We start from the raw sequence: 17,958 nt of genomic DNA on the forward strand, positions 1-17,958 counted from the left end.
ATACCTATACCACAACGTCTATTAGCGAGCGTAAGCGAAGCAATCTAGGAAACAATCTATAGATAAATGATGTTACTGGATTGCTTCGTCGACCTTACGACCTCCTCGCTAATAGACGTATAGAGAAGCTGTATTTAGTATTTGGCATAGAGAAGATGTCAGCATTGCTTGGGGATCGGGAGTTGATTCTTGCATAGTTCTATTTTTTATTTAATTATTTTAACACACATTTGTTATTATTAACATAACTATTAGTAAGAAATTCATTTTAACTTAATATTAATAATGTTAAGATATATTAAAATAGTATGTAAAGGGTATAACTATGGATGCAATTATTCAATCAAAGGTAACACTTACTCAAACTCATCTAACAACAGAGCAAAAATATACTACAGGTTTACTTTTAATAGGTACATTTTTAGAGTATTTTGATCTGATGCTGTATATTCATTTAGCAATTCTGTTAAATGATCTATTTTTTCCTAAGACTGACCCACACGCTGCTTCACTCCTAGCTGCTTTAACTTTTTGTTTGACCTATATATTTAGACCTGTTGGTGCTTTGATTTTTGGTTATATAGGAGATAATGTTGGTTATAAAGCAACAATCATTATAACAACGTTTATAATGGCTATTTCATGTATTACTATAGCTAATTTACCTGTTTATGATCAAATAGGTATTGTCTCTACTTGGATAATTATAATATGTCGGATTTTTCAAGGTATATCTTCCGTAGGAGAGATAATAGGTGCTGAACTATATCTGACTGAAATGACCAAACCACCTATCCAATATCCAATTGTAGCGTTAGTTTCAGTTTGTACTATCATAGGAGGAATATTTGCACTTGGTTTAGCATCTTTTAGTACGTCATTTGGAATTAGTTGGCGTCTAGCTTTTTGGGCAGGTGCAACAATAGCCATTGTTGGGACAATGGCTAGGACGATGCTGAAAGAAACACCAAAATTTCTAAGGCAAAAATCAGTAGTGGATAATTCTATTGGACCGACAAAATTTAACATGACAACAATGTTAGCTTACTTCGTGATACAGTGTGGATGGCCTATATGCTTCTATTTTGCTTATATCCATTGTAGTAGCATTTTAAAAAACTCTTGTGGTTATTCGCCGGAGGCAGTAATTCATCATAATTTTCTTCTTGTAATGCTATCTTTAGTTAGCTCTTTAATTTATGCATATTTAAGTTATAAAATATACCCATTAATAATTCTTAAGGTGAGACTAGCGATATTCTGTATTTTTATTGTTAGTTGTCCTTATTTACTAGACCATTATAAAACCCCAATTGTCATATTTTTAATCCAATTAATGACTGGGCTATTTGGTATCTGTACCATGCCAGCGGATACAATTTTTTTCCGGCATATTCCTATTTTTAGACGATGTACTTACGTTAGTTTGTCTTTCGCTTTATCGCGTACTTTAATCTATATTATTGCTTCTTTTGGTCTTGTGTATCTAATAGAGTATTTTGGTAATTATGGATTATTAGTTATTATGATTCCAATAACTCTAGGGTTTGTTTTTGGCATCTATCACTTTGAAAAGTTAGAGAAGCAAGCTGGTTTTATCAATCCGGTAACTATACAAAACTTACAAACTTAACTGCTATAAGCAATATCATAATGAGTATCACAAAGGTAAGTATTATCATTTTAATACAGCTTAAAATTTCGAGTAGAGATTTCTTTGACGTATGTAGTATACAGGTCAGGAAAATCTTCTTTAAACTTAGGTATTTCAAAGGTTTTGCGAGTGGTGCTTTTCCATGAAACAAGAATATGATCACCTTTTTTTAGGTAAGTGTGCAATTGCATATAGTTCATCACTTCAAGTTTTAAGGTATTTTCCGTGGCAAGTAGGGTTTGTTGTAGTTCTTCCAGCTTGTTCAACTCTGCTACTTTCTCGGCTATCGACTTATTGGCTTCGATGATATTTTGGCTGACACTATTATCACTGGAAATGGCATAGAGTTTTCTTGCCTGCTCAATAGTTTGGGGTACTGCTGAAGGGGCAAGAGAAGGAAGAAGTGAAGTTTGTTCTATAGGAGAATTTGGCAGCTGCTCATCAACAATAGTATCTTGCAATTTATTATTTTTTTTCGTTTTTTTCAAATTATTTGAGTACATCGCTGAGGGCAACGCTATACTATGTTGTATAGTACCATTTGCTTTCTTTTTGATTGGACTAATAGCATGTTGGTTATTATCTATATCTTGATTAGTTTGGGTTAGCATTTTACTCCTCGTGACATATTATTAATTTTATTATTTTGTTGTTAACTAATTCCTTGCAAAAATACTTCTCTCTCTAGCAATCGTCTTCTAACCAAGCCTTGAAGTCTAATACCGCAAGCATGAACCCATTTAGGAAATTCATCAGCCGCTAGTAAATATTCACCACGTAGTAGTTTTTGCCTCAGTACAGGACAAAGTGGCGTGGCGATTCAAATAAACAGCAATTATCTTTTTAAAAAAACAAACTTTTCTATCATTAGTTGGGAATTTTAAATTACCCTGAACTAGCACTTATTTTAACAGATTGACAAATATATTAAATTCAGATATCCTCTAGTCCTTAAATTCGAGTAAGCGAAGAAATCTTAAGGACTAGGTTTTAAGGACTGAAAAAGAGAGATTAGGCGTCAAAATTACGACATCCTTGCTTTTACGAAAGGGCGGCAGCTCGAATCTGTCATTGCCCGCTAATAATATAAATAATTAAATAAGTAGAATTATGACAAACTGTATTAAAAAATCATTATTTGTTACAGCTGGTCTTGCTGTAATGGGTTTGGGACTATTTTTGGGTAATCCTAGTAGAGTTGATGCTGCGGTTAAAGAGGGACAAAAATTTTCAGATTGGGTAGTTAACTGCACCACAGATGCTGAAAAAAGACAGGTCTGTTATTTAAGTCAAGCAATTAACTCTACTAATAAAGATGGTAAACAACAAGTGTTAGCTGTGTATCAAGTAGGTTATTTGGGTAGTGGTAAGGCAAAAAGTTTAAAAATGATACAAATAGTTCCTACTGATGTTTCTGTTGCTCCAGGTACGTCAATTATTAGTTCCCAAAAATTAGTTGCTCCAGGTAAGTACGTTACTTGTACAAAAGAATCTTGTCAGGCTGTTGTTGAAATATCAGATAAAGATCTTAAAGATATTTTATCAAAAGATGCTAATCCTATCGTGGGGATAATGAATTCAGCTGGTCAACAAGTAAATCTTCCACTCTCTACGAAAGGTCTTGAAGAAGGCTTGAAAGCGTTGAAGTAACCTGAGTTCACGTCAATTTGGGATAAGAATTAGTTAATTCTTATCCCAAATTCGGTGAAATTATAGATTGCTTCGTCGACCTATGGTCTCCTCGCAATGACGTTTTATAGACGTATATGTCATTGCGAGCGAACGTACGTGAGCGTGGCAATCCATGAAGCTTGTAATATTATAGATTGCTTCGTCGACCTACGGTCTCCTCGCAATGACGATTTTTTTACTTTCAATAGTTGTGGGGTTATCATGAGTATTTGTCCTAATAAATTATCTGAAACAGATAATGAAATATACCAAATTATTAATGCTGAAAAAAAGCGTCAGCATGATTTTATCGAATTGATTGCTTCTGAAAATTTTGTAAGCCCTGCAGTATTAGAAGCACAGGGGTCAGTTCTTACCAATAAATATGCTGAAGGATATTTTGGAAAACGCTATTATAATGGTTGTGAAGAGGTTGATAAAGCTGAGCTTTTGGCGATAGAACGAGTAAAAAAACTATTTAATTGTAACTATGCTAACGTTCAGCCTCATTCCGGCTCTCAGGCTAATCAGGCAGTATTTTTAGCCCTATTAAAACCACATGACACCATACTTGGTATGTCGCTAGATACAGGGGGGCATTTGACTCATGGTGCTTCCCCTAACTTGTCTGGCAAATGGTTTAACTCTGTATCTTATTCGGTGAATAAAGAAACTTTCTTAATTGATTATTCACAAATAGAGCAAATGGTCGTGCAGCATAAGCCTAAATTGATTATAGCTGGCTATTCTGCTTACTCACGTCAATTAGATTTTAGCAAATTTAGGGAAATTGCTGATAGAGTAGGGGCATATTTGCTAGCAGACATTGCTCATATTGCCGGACTTGTTGCTACAGAGGAACATCCAAGCCCCTTACCTTATGCTCATGCTGTTACCTCTACTACTCATAAAACTCTGCGTGGTCCACGTGGTGGTATTATTCTTTCAAACGATGAGGAATTGGGCAAAAAGATAAATTCTGCTTTATTTCCTGGCATGCAAGGTGGACCGTTAATGCATATTGTTGCAGCAAAAGCAGTAGCGTTTTTGGAAAACTTACAACCAGATTATCATCTTTATATAAAACAGGTTATGAGTAATGCAAAAGCTCTTGCTAACAGTTTAATGGCAAGAGGCTATGATATTTTAACTAATGGCACTGATAATCATATAGTATTAGTGGACCTACGAAAATATGGTATAACTGGTAAGATGGCCGCAGATTCACTTGAAAGAGCCGGCATAACCTGTAATAAAAATGCTATACCATTTGATACAACTTCACCGTTTATTACTTCTGGTATTAGGCTTGGTACTCCAGCATGCACCACTAGAGGTTTCAAAGAAAAGGAGTTTATAGAAGTTGGCGAGATGATTTGCAACGTATTAGATGGGTTGAAAGCTACGCAAGATAATAGTGATTGTGAGCAAGAAACTCGCAAGCAAGTTAAAAAATTAGTAGATAATTTCCCGATTTATGTTTAAACATATTGTTTCCTAGATTGCTTCGCTTACGCTCGCAATGACGCTGTGGTATAGGTATTTGTAAACTTTCAACAGTTGTGGGATGACACCCTAAACTATTAAACCGATGCCTTACATCAAACTCAGGTTAGGTTAGCTATAACTCCCTTTCATTTCCTTAATTTTTGCAATAATCTTTTCTAGGATATTTGAAGGAGTAAGGCCAAAATATGAGTATAGCTCTTCAGAACAACTAGATAGACCAAATTGGTCGACTCCAAAAAACAGTCCGTTTTCTCCGATGATTCGATGCCAGCCGAAGCTACTTGCAGCTTCTATAGCCACTTTTAAGTTACCCCTAGATAAAATATTTTGGATATAGCTAGGTTTTTGTTTAAAAAATAGCTCAAAACATAATATTGATATGACCTCAGCTTTAAAACCATGGTTAGTTAGCAGCTCTTGTACTTTTAGAGCAATTGATAATTCAGAACCTGTGGCAAAGATAGCAACATCTACTTTTTCTTGATTATTCCCTAACAATATATACCCACCTTTAGAGCATAAATTTTGTGAACTGATGTGGCTAACTATTTGATTTTCCCTATGTTGAACCTTAGTAACTTGAGGGACAGCTTGTCTTGTTAAAGCAAGAACAGAAGACCCTTGTTTATTAGATAGTGCAATTCGCCAAGACTCGGCTGTTTCTATATAGTCTGCAGGGCGTAGTACCATCATATTTGGTAAGCTTCGGAGGGCTGCTAGATGCTCAACTGGTTGGTGAGTAGGCCCGTCTTCTCCTACACCGATTGAATCATGAGTCATTATATAGATTACTTGTTGCTGCATAATAGCAGAAAGTCGCATACTTGGCTTCATATAATCAGAAAAGGCTAGAAAAGTAGCACCTACAGGCAGAAATCCTGATAATGACAGTCCGTTCATGATAGAACCCATAGCATTCTCACGAACACCATAATGGATGTAGTTACCACTAAAATCATCTTTACTGATTACTTTACTATGATTATTTTTGATATTATTGGATAATGATAAATCAGCTGATCCAAAAATAATTTTATCAGATAGTTTGCTTAATTCTTCTACAATTCTACCGGATGAACTACGGGTTGCTTCATCTTTTACCGGGATAGGGATATTATCAAGAAAAGAACAATCGATATTAGGTCTAGCAAAATACGCTTTTTGTTCTTGACTTATATCAACAAAGTTTTCTTGCCAATTATTATAACTCACTTGATTTCTTAGCCAAGCGATGCCCCATAGGTCTTTTAATTCTTTTGGCAGACCAAACTCTTCATCCTTAAAACCTAAATTTTCTTTTAGCAATTTAACTTCGTCTTTGCCAAGGGGCGAACCATGGGCTGCATTTGAATTTATCTTGTTAATAGAACCTTTGGCAATTAAAGTACGACAGGCAATGAAGTAGGGTTTATCAGAATTTTTTGCCCTAGTTAAGCTGGCATTAATTTGCTCAAAATCATGTCCATCAATAGATTCGGTAATCCAACCCATGGCAGTAAATTTAAGCAAATGGTCTTCAGATACGGTAAGGTTGGTAGAGCCATCGATGGAAATTTTATTATCATCAAATAAAACTATTAGGTTATTAAGGCATAAATGCCCAGCTAAAGAAGCAGCCTCGTAGCTTATACCTTCCATTAGGCATCCATCTCCAATTATACAGTAAATTTTATGGTCACTAAGATCTTTGCCTAATTTTTGTTGATATTTTTTTTGGCCAATAGCCATACCCACTGAAGTAGCAAATCCCTGACCTAAAGGACCTGTAGTAGCCTCAATAGCTTCATATGCCCCATATTCTGGATGTCCAGGAGTTTTTGAATGTAATTTTCGGAACTGTTTTAAATCTTCTAAGTGGAAATTTCTATAATTTGTTAAATAATAAAAACTATAAAGTAACATAGAACCATGCCCAGCTGATAGAACTAGGCGATCACGGTCAAACCAAGTTGGATCATTAGGATTGAATTTAAGAAAATCAAATACTAAAACTGTCATCACATCTGCCATGCCAAGTACCATACCCGGATGCCCTGACTTGGCATGCTCTATGCTATCACTTGCTAAAACTCTAATACAGTCACTTAATTTGCAATATTCTTCTGAATATTTTGGTATTTTATTAAACTTCATTATGATAAATATCGCTTTTATGTTAAAAGATATATACTTTTCTAGTTTCAAGAATTGGAATATATTGATAAAAATTTTTTATGAATCTACATCAAAATAGATATTATGACAACAAAACTATTATCCGTTTTCTCGTGGTTTACTACTTTATTTCATCAATTACGGTTATCAATCAGTTCAATAAATTTTTACCAAGATGTTTATAGATCATATACAGGATATGGAATTAAGTACATATTTACTGTATCTTTTATATCATCATTGATTTTTTGTCTTTTTATATTTAATTATTTGTTGGCTTTGACGGATTATTTTACTGAAAACCGCTCTACAAAAAGCACCACAACTATTGAATATATATTAAAACAGTTACCGGAAATCTATTATGATGGTAGTAAAATTTCAGTTGATCAAGATGAACCTATATATTTACTCGATGAAAATGGTAATAAAATTGCTGTTATAGACTCAAAGAATCAACTACCTTATAGCGAGAAAATTAAAGTTCCTCTCCTCTTTAGTAGCAATAATATAACCCTTACTACGATTGAAATAACTGATAAAAAAAAGAATGCATTTAGTATTGGATATTCTAAATTATTTACTTCTGATCGAAAAATTTTAACTGAAGAAGTCATTAAAAAGCATTTCTCCGAGATACTTACACAAGCACTGAAGGTATTTATTTACATTTTAATGCCAATAATGATAGTCTATCGTTTTGTAATGATTTTATTCGAAAAAATCTTTATTATCATATTAGTATATCTGTTAACTAATTATTTTGGGCCTAAATCCTCTTGGCAAACATGCACTAGGATAGTATTATTTTCAAGTGGAGTGGCCATTTTATTACAACCTATTATTGTTATATTTTTACCAGCATTGAGTAGCATGCTATTTTTTATACAAATGTTTGCCTATTTTTTACTCTTTTTGGGGATGTTGCAAATACGAAGTAAATAGGGCTAGGTGATGCACACAAAATTCTTCAACGTCATTGCGAGGAGGCATGAGCCGACGAAGCAATCCACAAAAAATATAATAAGTAATTTGGATTGCCGCGTCGCCACTAAAGTGGCTTCTCGCAATGACGTTTGTTGAACTTTTGACAGTTGTGCCTTGCAATGGACGAAAAAGAATTTTTAACTTTGTATTGTATATACTTGTTTATACAGTAACAATATTAATGATATTATGCAAATTCAAATCCAAAAATGGGGAAATAGCTTGGGAATTAGAATTCCTAAACATCTAGCTGATAAGTTACATTTTCAACAAGGTACATTTGTTAATTTAGAAACAGCTGATAACTATTTGATTATCAGTACAGAAACATCAGAATTAGATATATTATTGGATAATATTACAGATTCTAACTGTCATCATGAAATATTAAATGATGACATTGCTGTAGGTAATGAATCGTGGTAACATTCATACCTGAAAGAGGGGATGTAGTTTGGCTTAATTCTGAACCTCAAAAAGGCAAAGAGATTCAAAAAACATGACCAGAGGTAGTTCTTACTCCTCATAGATATAACCTCATTAAGACTATTATTGTAGTTATACATTGCTATGAAACAAATATATAAATCGTCTATTAGCGAGGAGTCGCTGAAAGCGGCGACGCGGCAATCTAGGATACGCGAAGCGTTACTCTAAAAAAACAGCTTCACTGTTTACCTAGATCACCACGGCATCTAAAGAGCCTTGCTATGACGATTATAAAAAAAGTACTATGCTCGCAATGACGTATCTAGTAAGTAAAAAATATAGGATGTTTATTTGAGACAGGATAGTATACAAAGACTAGCAAAAGCGATTAGTAACGCAGGGATATGTTCAAGACGTGATGCAGAACTGCTTATTAAAAATAATCAAGTAAAAGTAAATGGCGTTATTATTGATTCACCAGCAACCAATGTTGATGAAACTAGTGTTATTGAGGTGTCGGGAAAACTAATAAATCAACAACATATCCCGCGTTTATGGGTATATTACAAACCTGTTGGACTCATTACTTCGCATAAAGATACAAGTGGTAGAGAAACGGTATTTGCTAGTCTTGCAAAGATGAATCTGCCTAGAGTAATCTCAATAGGGCGACTGGATATCAATAGTGAAGGGCTATTGTTACTAACCAATAATGGTGATTTAGCGAGAAAGTTTGAGCTACCATCAAGTAAAATAGAACGTGTATATAAAGTCAGAGCATATGGTAACCCAAATCTTTTGCTAAAAAATTATAAAAATATAGAAATTGATCAAATACGTTATGATCCTAAATCAATTAAATTAATAAAATCAGGCAGAACAAATTGTTGGTTTGAAGTAGTCTTGACTGAAGGTAAAAATCGTGAAATTAGAAAAATATTTGAATATTTTGGCTTGACTGTTAACCGGTTAATTAGAATTAGCTATGGAGATTTTTTATTAGGTAATTTGCAACCAAATCAGTATAAAGAACAGACATTAGAAAAATTTAAGAAATTTTTATGATTAGAATTATAGCAGGCAAACATAAAAATCGGATCATACCTACCTTAAAAAACTCTAACTATCGTCCTTCCACAGGGAAAATCCGAGAGGCCATCTTTAGTATACTAACTTCAGGAGAATTTAGTGACGGCAGATTATTTAGCAATGAATCTCAAGTTCTCGATTTATTTGCCGGCACGGGTAGTCTAGCTTTTGAAAGTTGTTCTAGAGGTGCTGGAGCAATTACATTAGTTGATATAAATAGTGATTATTTGCAGGCAGCAAAAGAATTTGCCAGTAAAATAGGTGAGCTGGATAAAATGACTTTCCTAAATATTAATGCAGCAGCTCTACCTTCGGCTTATCACAGCTTTGACTTAATTTTTATTGACCCTCCATATTATCATAATCTTGTACCGAAGGCAGTTAATGCTTTAAAAAAAGGTCAATGGTTAAAAGATGGTAGCATTATTGTAGTCGAACTTGCTAAAAGCGATGACTTTAGCGATGATTCTTTACAGCTAATTAAAGAAAAAATATACGGTGATAGTAAATTGCTTATCTTTACATGAATATTCTATAATATATATTATGGAAAATAAACTTTTGATTTGTTATATATAGCAGGTTTAAAACAAGGGAATCCTGCACTTGTAGTGGCAGAGGCTTTAGGAGCTGAAGCTGCATTGGCATGTTTAACAGGAGCAGTTAATACAGCTGTAGACAATTATCAAGCTACCTGTACGAATCATTCTTCTACTGTAGAGACAACGGGTGAAACTATCTATAATTGGCATGATGATATGCAGAAGAACTATAGTGGCTATTGATTGGCATATTATTCAAAGGTTTAAAATCTATATTATTTTAGATTTCCTGATTATAAGCACTTATGCTTTTAAAGCCTTAAGAGTTCTTTGTAAGAAAGATAAGAATTACCAAGTGTGTAAGTTTAAGTAGGTATTTGTAAGACTTAAACCGTCATTGCGAGCAAACGTATGTGAGCGTGGCAATCCATGAATCTCTTGTCATATAGATTGCTTCGTCGACCTACGGTCTCCTCGCTAATAGACGATTTTTTAACTTTCAACAGCACACTTAGTAGAATTATTAATTCTTATCTTTCTTATAGCTTTTTATAAAGAAGCATTGCATCACCATAACTAAAAAACCGCATTCTCTTATCTATAGCATATTTGTAGATATCAGTTATTTCCTGATAACCCGCGAATGCACACACTAACATTAATAATGTAGACTTTGGCAAATGGAAATTGGTAACTAACATATCAACAATTTGAAATTTAAATCCTGGTCTAATAAAAATGGTTGTTTCAAATTCTCCGTCTTGTATTTGTCCATGTCCATCAATGCTACTGCTTTCTAACGCCCGTAAGGACGTCGTTCCCACGGCTATTATCCGTCGGCTTTCTTTTTTTGCCTTATTAATGATATCTGCAGTTTTTTTATCTATATGATAATATTCTGAATGCATTTTATGTTGATCAATATCCTCAGTTTTAACTGGTAGGAACGTCCCTGCCCCAACATGCAAAGTAATAAAAGCAGTTTCAATATTTTTTGCTTTAATTAATGCAAGTAATTCATCAGAAAAATGTAGCCCTGCAGTTGGAGAGGCTACTGCTCCAAGTTTTTTACTATAGACTGTTTGATATCTATTATTATCTTCTAGTAAATTTTCCTGCCTCTTTATATAAGGAGGTAGCGGGATTTCACCGTATTTTTCTAAAAATTCAAAAACTGAGAGATTATCTAGAAAAAATTCGACCTCAACCTGCCCCATTACAAGTTTTTTACTTATAATAATCTTATTACAACCAAAATCAAATTGATCTCCTTCATTAAGTCTTTTTGAAGGCTTGGCAAAACCATGCCAATAATTATTATTTATTGGCTTATTTAGGTATAAATCGATCTTTTTTCCATCTTTATTCAATAGCAATTTAGCTTTAATAACTTTACTATCATTAAACACCATTAAATCACCAGGGCATAGATAGTCAATTATATCATAAAACTTGCTCTGCACTAAGTCTTTATTTGGTGCTACTGCCAACAAATTAGACTCATCTCGTTTTTTTTCTGGTTTCTGAGCTATTAACTCAGTCGGTAAGGTAAAATCAAAATCAGATAATTTCATTGTACCTCTCATATAAATTTTGGGGCGATTATGTTTTAATATAATCTGCTCGTCAATGATTATTTCACAAATCCCTTGTGTTACTGTAATATTAGCTAGACAATTATAGGTTTCTTTTCTACTATTCTATACCAATTATTGTATTTTAACCTATTAAAACAGGTTCTATGTGCTTATCTAAGGTTAAAATACTTATAGCAAAGGTGCTATTTGTAATATCTGCATTGGGAACTGTAATTATTCCACCAATTACGGTATATGGAACTGGTGATTCATCTAGGCATAAGGCTGTAGAACTTTTTAATACTCCATTGGTTATTAATGAAAAACGAACATTTGAACAGTTTAAAAAACAGTTGGGTGTTAACCGACCCAACTCTTACCTAACTAAGGTGGCTAGTTTTTTCTATAAAAAACAAGGACAAAATGAATTCCCACTAGAAGAGCTGAATGTTGAATTTATTTCCTCTGAATTTTATGATGATATAGCCCCTGATGAACCTTATGTGGATATAGAAAAAACAAAAAAAAATCAGGAGGATACAACCGATGGACAACAACCAATAGTGCCAGTAGCTAATATACCACAACAAGCAGGATTAGAAGGAGTTGGAGCAGGACATAATCCTGCCCCACTTCTATTGCCTAATAATGGAGTACCACCAGCAGGGGAAGATGGAGCTGTTGGAGTACCGCCAGCAGAAGAAGCAGAAGAAGAACATGTACCACCAGCAGGGGGAGAAGTAGCACCGCCAGCAGGAGGAGAAGCAGCACCACCAGCAGGAGGAGAAGCAGCACCGCCAGCAGGGGGAGAAGTAGCACCGCCAGCAGGAGGAGAAGCAGCACCACCAGTAGGAGGAGCAGCAGCACTACCAGCAGGACCTACATCGCCAGCAGAAGCTATAGTGCCACAAGAAAAAGTTGCACAGATAGCAAGGGTAACAGTGGCATTAGCGGAAGAATTATTACAAAAACAAAAAGAAACAGTGAGAAATATTGCCTTAGCACTGAATGAAATAATTATCTTGTCTCATGAATTCGCAAACTCATCTATTGATTTAAGATTAAGCGATTTAAAACATCTAAACAATCTTTCTCCACCCGCTGCTGATGATGAAGATGATATTGTTCCTAAAAATGTGTGGGTTAGTGGTACGATAGGTATAACCAAATATAATGGGAAATGCTTGTTAAGTAGCTATACTGGCAGAACTAGTGCTGCAACTATTGGAGGCGATTTAGAGTTACCTAATGGCAGCATTATTGGAGGAGCTTATAATTATGTTCTCTCTAACTTTAAATACAAGAATCGTACTGAGAAATTTACTGCCCACACCCACGTAATATTTATGTATGGTCAAACTAACTTGTCTGAGAAACTAATATTACAAGGATTCCTTTCCCTTGCTTCGGGTAATGTTTCTGCAAAATTACCAGTACAAAACCAGCTAGCTAAAGCTAAATTTGCTAATAGCTCATATAGTAGCAAGCTAGTAGTTGCTTACAAATCAAAGGTTGGTAAAGCTTTAATTATCCCCCATATTGGGCTTAAATATGGGGGGCAGGATATTGCTGGATATGAGGCAAGCTTTGAAAGACAAAGTCTATCGGTAGCTGCTACTAACAGCCGAAGATCTTCGGGGCTTATAGGATTTGAAGTAATTATGCCAATGAAGATTAGTGATACTACCCAAGTGATTCCTAGATTGCATATGGAAGTCGAAAAGTTTTTGCATAATAAGCAGCAGAAGCTTCATATGCAGGTCATGTCATATCCATCTAGCAGCAGAGAAGAAATATTGCTGCTTGAAAAACCTACTAAATACAACTACAAAATTGGCGGAACTATCACTATAAAACGTGGAGCAACAGAAATCATGGCAGTATATAACTATTTAGCATCTAATAATAAATATTCAAGCCATCAAGGTTCACTTAAATTAAAATTATCGTTCTAGCCTCAACTATTAAACTAAACTCAGATTATATATTATCATTCGAGTATATCCACATCCCCCTCTTCCTCAGGGCTATCAGCAATCAATGCGGTAGAAACTACTTTTTCTCCTTGTTCGGTTTTGAATAATATTACACCACTAGTATTACGACCAGTTATACGTACAGATTCAAGTTTACACCTAATTAGTTTGCCATTATTAGTAATTAACATCAACTCATCAGACATATCAACCGGCATTACTCCAACAACTAATCCAGTTTTGTCAGACACATCCATATTAACAATACCGCTACCACCACGGTTAGTAATCCTATATTCGTATGCGGAACTTCTTTTTCCGAAACCATTTTCACTAACAGTAAGAATAAATTCTTCTGAAATAGCCATTTCTAAAATCTGCTCTTTACTTAAATGTACACCAAATTCTTCCGGGGTAAATTCCTTGCCACCTGCTATTAACAACCTATTCTCTATAGGAATTGATAGATAGGCTTCTCTTTCCTCCATTGTACATGCTATGCCTTTTAATATTGTCATAGAAATAACGTAGTCACTAGCAGCAATCCTCATACCTCTTACACCATCAGAAGTACGGCTTTTAAATACCCTAACTGAACTAGCTGGGAATCTTACAGCTTTACCAGCTTTGGTTGCCAATAAAACATGGTCTTCATCCTTACAAACTTTAACATCTATTAAATGGTCATTATCATCAAGTCTAATAGCAATTTTGCCATTTGATTGAATACGTTTAAAGTCTGATAAATCATTCCTTCTAATGTTACCTTGGCTTGTAGCAAAAATAATATTCAAACTATCCCACTCATCCTGATTTTCAGGCAAGGGCATAATATTATTTATACGTTCTCCTTCTTTTAAAGGTAAAATGTTGACTATTGGTCTTCCTTTACTCTGAGGATTACCAAGTGGCAGTTTATATAATTTTAAGCTGTATACCTGCCCGGTATTTGAGAAAAACAACATCGGTGTGTGAGTACTGCCAACAAATATTTGAGTGGTAATATCTTCGTCCCTCATTGACAGCCCTGACCTCCCCTTTCCTCCTCGTTTCTGTGCTCTATAGGTAGCAAGAGGTACACGTTTAATATAACCGCCCAATGTCACAGTCACAACCATTTCTTCTCTTTGGATAAGATCCTCAATATCTTGATCAAAGTCACCTAATTCAATGCTAGTAAGGCGGGGGGTAGCGAATTCATCTTTGATTCTAATTAACTCATTTTTTAGGATATCTAGAAGTTTCTCACGTGATGCTAGAATGTCAGTATAACCGCTAATCTCCGTAGCTAGTTCTGCAAGATCATTTTCTAATTTATTTTTCTCCATAGCAGTTAAACGTTGCAATCGCATTTCAAGAATTGCTTTTGTTTGTGTTTCAGTAAAATAACATTTACCATCATCTGCTATCATTGCCCTATCATCAACAAGTTTTACTAGGTCTATTATAGATGACGCATCCCAAGTTCTTTGCATTAGTTGCTCTTTAGCACTTGCCGGATCATTTGAAGATTTAATTATTCTAATAACCTCATCAATATTACTAACAGCAATCATTAGTCCCAATAAAATATGAGCCTTATCACGAGCCTTATTTAACAAATATATCGTCCTGCGAGTTATTACTATTTCTCTAAAATTGACAAAAGCAGCTATCACTTCTTTTAAGTTCATAACTTCTGGTAGCCCATCTCTTAGAGCTAACATAATCACACCAAAACTAGTTTGTAGCTGGGTATAGGAATATATTTGATTCAGCACCACTTCTGTTACAGCATCTTTCTTTATTTCAATTACTACTCGAATACCATCCTTATTTGATTCATCTCTAAGATCACTGATACCTTCAATACGTTTTTCCTTGACTAGTTCGGCAATTTTTTCAACCAATTTAGCTTTATTAACCATATATGGTATTTCTGTAATAATAATAGCCTGTCTATTATTAGATATCTCTTCAATTTCGCTGCGTCCTCTAGTTAAAATACTCCCCCTACCCGTTAAATAAGCTGACCTAATACCGCTTGTACCAAGTACGATACCAGCAGTAGGAAAGTCAGGCCCTTTAACTACTGACATAAGTTCTAATATTTCTACATCGTTATTATCAACATATAGGCAGCAAGCATCAATTATTTCTCCAAGATTATGAGGAGGAATATTGGTAGCCATGCCAACAGCAATACCATTAGTTCCGTTTACCAAGAGATTGGGAAACATTGATGGTAGTACCAATGGTTCTTTTTCAGAACCATCATAATTTGGCGTAAAATCAATGGTTTCTTTATCAATATCTTCGAGCAATGTATGAGCAACTTTAGCAAGTCTTGACTCTGTATACCTCATAGCAGCGGCAGCATCACCATCTCTTGAACCAAAATTACCCTGCCCATCAACGAGCAGTACTCTTAAAGAAAAGTCCTGTGCCAGCCTCACTAATGAGTCATAAATTGCAGCATCACTATGCGGATGGTATTTACCCATCACATCACCGACAGTTCTTGCTGACTTACGATAAGGTTTGTTAAAGTAATTAGATGCTTCATACATTGCATAAAGGATTCTGCGATGCACTGGCTTTAGACCATCACGTACATCTGGAATGGCTCTACTGACGATTACACTCATAGCATAATCTAAGTAAGAGCCTTTCATCTCATCTTCAATGCTAATAGATATTAAGTTTTGACGATCTAAATTAGTCACAGTTAGAACCTACATTTATTAAAATAATATTGGAATAGTTTAAGTATATTACATATTCAGAAAAAAATCTATTGCTGAATGAGCGTAGACTAGCTGGAAAAGCTATTTTTTTCCCAGTGTAGCTATAACCCGAAGAACAGATTCCCCAGTTGAGGGGAAAAAAGGAATTAAATAGATAGGGACAAGTTTAAAAGTTCGAGACGTCATTGCGAGGAGCTGCGATGCAGCGACGAAGCAATCCATTTTTAATCACTTTTATGGATTGCTTCGTCGGCTCATGTCTCCTCGCAATGACGCCATTTTACTATGGTTAGCTATACATAACATCTTTTTTTAGATTGCCTGAATTTCAAATAAATCGGCAGGCTAAATAGCGTTAGAACTCTTATAACATAATAATAACGATAATCGGATGCCATAGTAGCAAAAAATAGTACTATTGAAAAAACAATAGATATTGCTACGATATATGCCAAAATAACTTTCTCGGGACTATTAGATTGTTTATTTGTTAGAATAGATAAATATACAAATATTAATATAAAACTAATAAGATTTATTGTTAAAATCTTTGGATATAATTTTAAATATTTAATTGTCCAATTTTTTAAGTAATTCTTTTTAATATCCATACCATGTTTTTGAGCTTCGTTAAGTTCAATAAAGGCGTAATGATGGAATCCCCAGTTTTTAATTAACATAACAAAATTCATTGTACGATGTTTAAGAAAATCTAGTGGATAGTAAGTGATGGCTTGTTTATAAGCAGATTCCATTTCTTGTAACTTTACAGGATCTGCTGTAAAGGCATAAATCCTAGTATCAGCAAAAATTAATGGATCAACCCGTCTAGGAGTGTAATGAACTTTAAGCTTCTCAAAACTATATAAATCTTGGTCTTCTTTAACATATTTTGGCACTAAATCATCGTTATTGATAGCAACACTTACTCCAGCAATATCAAATAATTGACGTAATTGCTCTGAATGACTTTCAGTGGAAAAATGCTTAGTAAGTTTAGCATTACCATATATTATTAATAGCGAAATGATGCAGGTTAGTATTATTCTTATTAACAAGCTAGTTTTAAGATAAATTGACAATACAAACAAAATCAAAATTGGAGCTATAAATTGTGCTTGAAATTTAACACCAACAATATAAAAAACAATTAACAATAATCCAATAACTACCAACAAAGAAGCAGGTTTTCGGCGATAAGTATAAAAAATACAAGTAGCTACTACAAAGAAACTACCAAAGGCAAAAGCTACATCTTTCCAAATTGTTCCAGATTGGGATAATATATTAGGTAGAAATGGTATTAATAAGTAAAGCCATCTGTATTTATTTTGTTGATCAGCGTAAAGAAGTAATAATATTCCACCCCACAATAATGCTAAATTTAATAGTAGCATCGTCTGCGGACCTTGGTAAATATAGTGAAGTAAAGACCACACCATTGACATTAACGGTGGGTGATGAGAGAAATAGTTTTTATTAATACTCTGCCCATATTGATCGAAACTGTCATATGACATACCACCAGGATAGGCAGAGGCAAAATGTAAAGACATTAAAAATAAACACAAAATGACAGGGTAATATTTACGCAAAAACTCTGTACAGCAATTCATGTTCACAATTTATTCTGATATTCCAGCC

Annotated in this window: 15 protein-coding genes; 9 read left to right on the forward strand and 6 right to left on the reverse strand. The window is 34.4% G+C overall.

Annotated elements, in window-relative coordinates:
- Positions 1–325: 325 nt before the first annotated feature.
- The gene (locus tag ACFEL1_RS00465) at positions 326–1,633 is read left to right on the forward strand and encodes an MFS transporter (protein WP_342278475.1); all 1,308 of its coding nucleotides are present in this window, start codon (positions 326–328) and stop codon (positions 1,631–1,633) included.
- A 50-nt stretch (positions 1,634–1,683) separates the two neighbouring features.
- On the opposite strand, the gene ACFEL1_RS00470 is transcribed toward ACFEL1_RS00465, so the two are convergent.
- Together ACFEL1_RS00470 and ACFEL1_RS00475 are read right to left on the reverse strand one after the other, a co-directional pair.
- On the reverse strand, positions 1,684–2,265 hold the full coding sequence (locus tag ACFEL1_RS00470; protein ID WP_342278476.1) for a hypothetical protein: 582 nt from the start codon (positions 2,263–2,265) through the stop codon (positions 1,684–1,686).
- A gap of 41 nt (positions 2,266–2,306) precedes the next feature.
- A complete protein-coding gene (locus tag ACFEL1_RS00475; protein ID WP_375331580.1) occupies positions 2,307–2,474 on the reverse strand; it encodes a glycoside hydrolase family protein in 168 nt (55 codons plus the stop codon).
- A gap of 290 nt (positions 2,475–2,764) precedes the next feature.
- Between ACFEL1_RS00475 and ACFEL1_RS00480 the strand changes: the two genes are divergently transcribed.
- Positions 2,765–3,304 (forward strand): invasion associated locus B family protein, encoded by a 540-nt coding sequence (locus ACFEL1_RS00480; protein WP_342278477.1) that lies wholly within the window; start codon positions 2,765–2,767, stop codon positions 3,302–3,304.
- Between the two features lie 243 nt (positions 3,305–3,547).
- Positions 3,548–4,810, forward strand: coding sequence for a serine hydroxymethyltransferase (gene glyA / locus ACFEL1_RS00485; RefSeq protein ID WP_375331104.1), 1,263 nt, complete (start codon positions 3,548–3,550; stop codon positions 4,808–4,810).
- A gap of 132 nt (positions 4,811–4,942) precedes the next feature.
- Here the strand turns inward: glyA and tkt are convergent, their stop codons facing one another.
- Positions 4,943–6,967 carry a transketolase gene (gene tkt / locus ACFEL1_RS00490; protein WP_375331105.1) on the reverse strand — a complete coding sequence of 675 codons (2,025 nt, stop codon included), beginning with the start codon at positions 6,965–6,967 and terminating at the stop codon, positions 4,943–4,945.
- Between the two features lie 105 nt (positions 6,968–7,072).
- Here tkt and ACFEL1_RS00495 point away from each other — a divergent pair, with 105 nt between their 5' ends.
- The 5 genes from ACFEL1_RS00495 (at position 7,073) to ACFEL1_RS00515 (ending at position 10,278) form a co-directional block, all read left to right on the forward strand.
- On the forward strand, positions 7,073–7,933 hold the full coding sequence (locus ACFEL1_RS00495) for a DUF1189 family protein (protein WP_375331106.1): 861 nt from the start codon (positions 7,073–7,075) through the stop codon (positions 7,931–7,933).
- Between the two features lie 231 nt (positions 7,934–8,164).
- Positions 8,165–8,401, forward strand: coding sequence for an AbrB/MazE/SpoVT family DNA-binding domain-containing protein (locus tag ACFEL1_RS00500; protein ID WP_342278481.1), 237 nt, complete (start codon positions 8,165–8,167; stop codon positions 8,399–8,401).
- Between the two features lie 369 nt (positions 8,402–8,770).
- On the forward strand, positions 8,771–9,469 hold the full coding sequence (locus tag ACFEL1_RS00505) for a pseudouridine synthase (RefSeq protein ID WP_342279204.1): 699 nt from the start codon (positions 8,771–8,773) through the stop codon (positions 9,467–9,469).
- A complete protein-coding gene (gene rsmD, locus ACFEL1_RS00510; RefSeq protein ID WP_342278482.1) occupies positions 9,466–10,020 on the forward strand; it encodes a 16S rRNA (guanine(966)-N(2))-methyltransferase RsmD in 555 nt (184 codons plus the stop codon). Before ACFEL1_RS00505 ends, rsmD begins: the two co-directional genes overlap by 4 nt.
- Positions 10,021–10,059: 39 nt before the next feature.
- Positions 10,060–10,278 (forward strand): hypothetical protein, encoded by a 219-nt coding sequence (locus ACFEL1_RS00515; protein WP_375331107.1) that lies wholly within the window; start codon positions 10,060–10,062, stop codon positions 10,276–10,278.
- A 296-nt stretch (positions 10,279–10,574) separates the two neighbouring features.
- On the opposite strand, the gene queA is transcribed toward ACFEL1_RS00515, so the two are convergent.
- Positions 10,575–11,609, reverse strand: a complete 1,035-nt coding sequence (gene queA / locus ACFEL1_RS00520; protein WP_375331108.1) for a tRNA preQ1(34) S-adenosylmethionine ribosyltransferase-isomerase QueA — start codon at positions 11,607–11,609, stop codon at positions 10,575–10,577.
- A gap of 167 nt (positions 11,610–11,776) precedes the next feature.
- Here queA and ACFEL1_RS00525 point away from each other — a divergent pair, with 167 nt between their 5' ends.
- Positions 11,777–13,567 (forward strand): autotransporter domain-containing protein, encoded by a 1,791-nt coding sequence (locus tag ACFEL1_RS00525; protein WP_375331109.1) that lies wholly within the window; start codon positions 11,777–11,779, stop codon positions 13,565–13,567.
- A 35-nt stretch (positions 13,568–13,602) separates the two neighbouring features.
- Here ACFEL1_RS00525 and gyrA read toward each other — a convergent pair whose 3' ends face one another.
- On the reverse strand, positions 13,603–16,293 hold the full coding sequence (gene gyrA / locus ACFEL1_RS00530) for a DNA topoisomerase (ATP-hydrolyzing) subunit A (RefSeq protein WP_410521689.1): 2,691 nt from the start codon (positions 16,291–16,293) through the stop codon (positions 13,603–13,605).
- A gap of 314 nt (positions 16,294–16,607) precedes the next feature.
- Positions 16,608–17,870 carry a hypothetical protein gene (locus ACFEL1_RS00535; RefSeq protein ID WP_375331110.1) on the reverse strand — a complete coding sequence of 421 codons (1,263 nt, stop codon included), beginning with the start codon at positions 17,868–17,870 and terminating at the stop codon, positions 16,608–16,610.
- Positions 17,871–17,958: the final 88 nt, after the last annotated feature.

It is taken from the genome of Candidatus Tisiphia endosymbiont of Oplodontha viridula, from assembly GCF_964264865.1.
In the GTDB taxonomy this organism is placed as follows: domain Bacteria; phylum Pseudomonadota; class Alphaproteobacteria; order Rickettsiales; family Rickettsiaceae; genus Tisiphia.

Bases quoted from the DNA above. Each gene is read 5' to 3' on its own strand.
- tkt (WP_375331105.1), bottom strand. From the start codon at position 6,967: ATGAAGTTTAATAAAATACCAAAATATTCAGAAGAATATTGCAAATTA.
- ACFEL1_RS00470 (WP_342278476.1), bottom strand. From the start codon at position 2,265: ATGCTAACCCAAACTAATCAAGATATAGATAATAACCAACATGCTATT.
- ACFEL1_RS00495 (WP_375331106.1), top strand. From the start codon at position 7,073: ATGACAACAAAACTATTATCCGTTTTCTCGTGGTTTACTACTTTATTT.
- queA (WP_375331108.1), bottom strand. From the start codon at position 11,609: ATGAAATTATCTGATTTTGATTTTACCTTACCGACTGAGTTAATAGCT.
- rsmD (WP_342278482.1), top strand. From the start codon at position 9,466: ATGATTAGAATTATAGCAGGCAAACATAAAAATCGGATCATACCTACC.
- ACFEL1_RS00525 (WP_375331109.1), top strand. From the start codon at position 11,777: ATGTGCTTATCTAAGGTTAAAATACTTATAGCAAAGGTGCTATTTGTA.
- ACFEL1_RS00465 (WP_342278475.1), top strand. From the start codon at position 326: ATGGATGCAATTATTCAATCAAAGGTAACACTTACTCAAACTCATCTA.
- ACFEL1_RS00500 (WP_342278481.1), top strand. From the start codon at position 8,165: ATGCAAATTCAAATCCAAAAATGGGGAAATAGCTTGGGAATTAGAATT.
- ACFEL1_RS00535 (WP_375331110.1), bottom strand. From the start codon at position 17,870: ATGTCTTTACATTTTGCCTCTGCCTATCCTGGTGGTATGTCATATGAC.
- glyA (WP_375331104.1), top strand. From the start codon at position 3,548: ATGAGTATTTGTCCTAATAAATTATCTGAAACAGATAATGAAATATAC.
- ACFEL1_RS00480 (WP_342278477.1), top strand. From the start codon at position 2,765: ATGACAAACTGTATTAAAAAATCATTATTTGTTACAGCTGGTCTTGCT.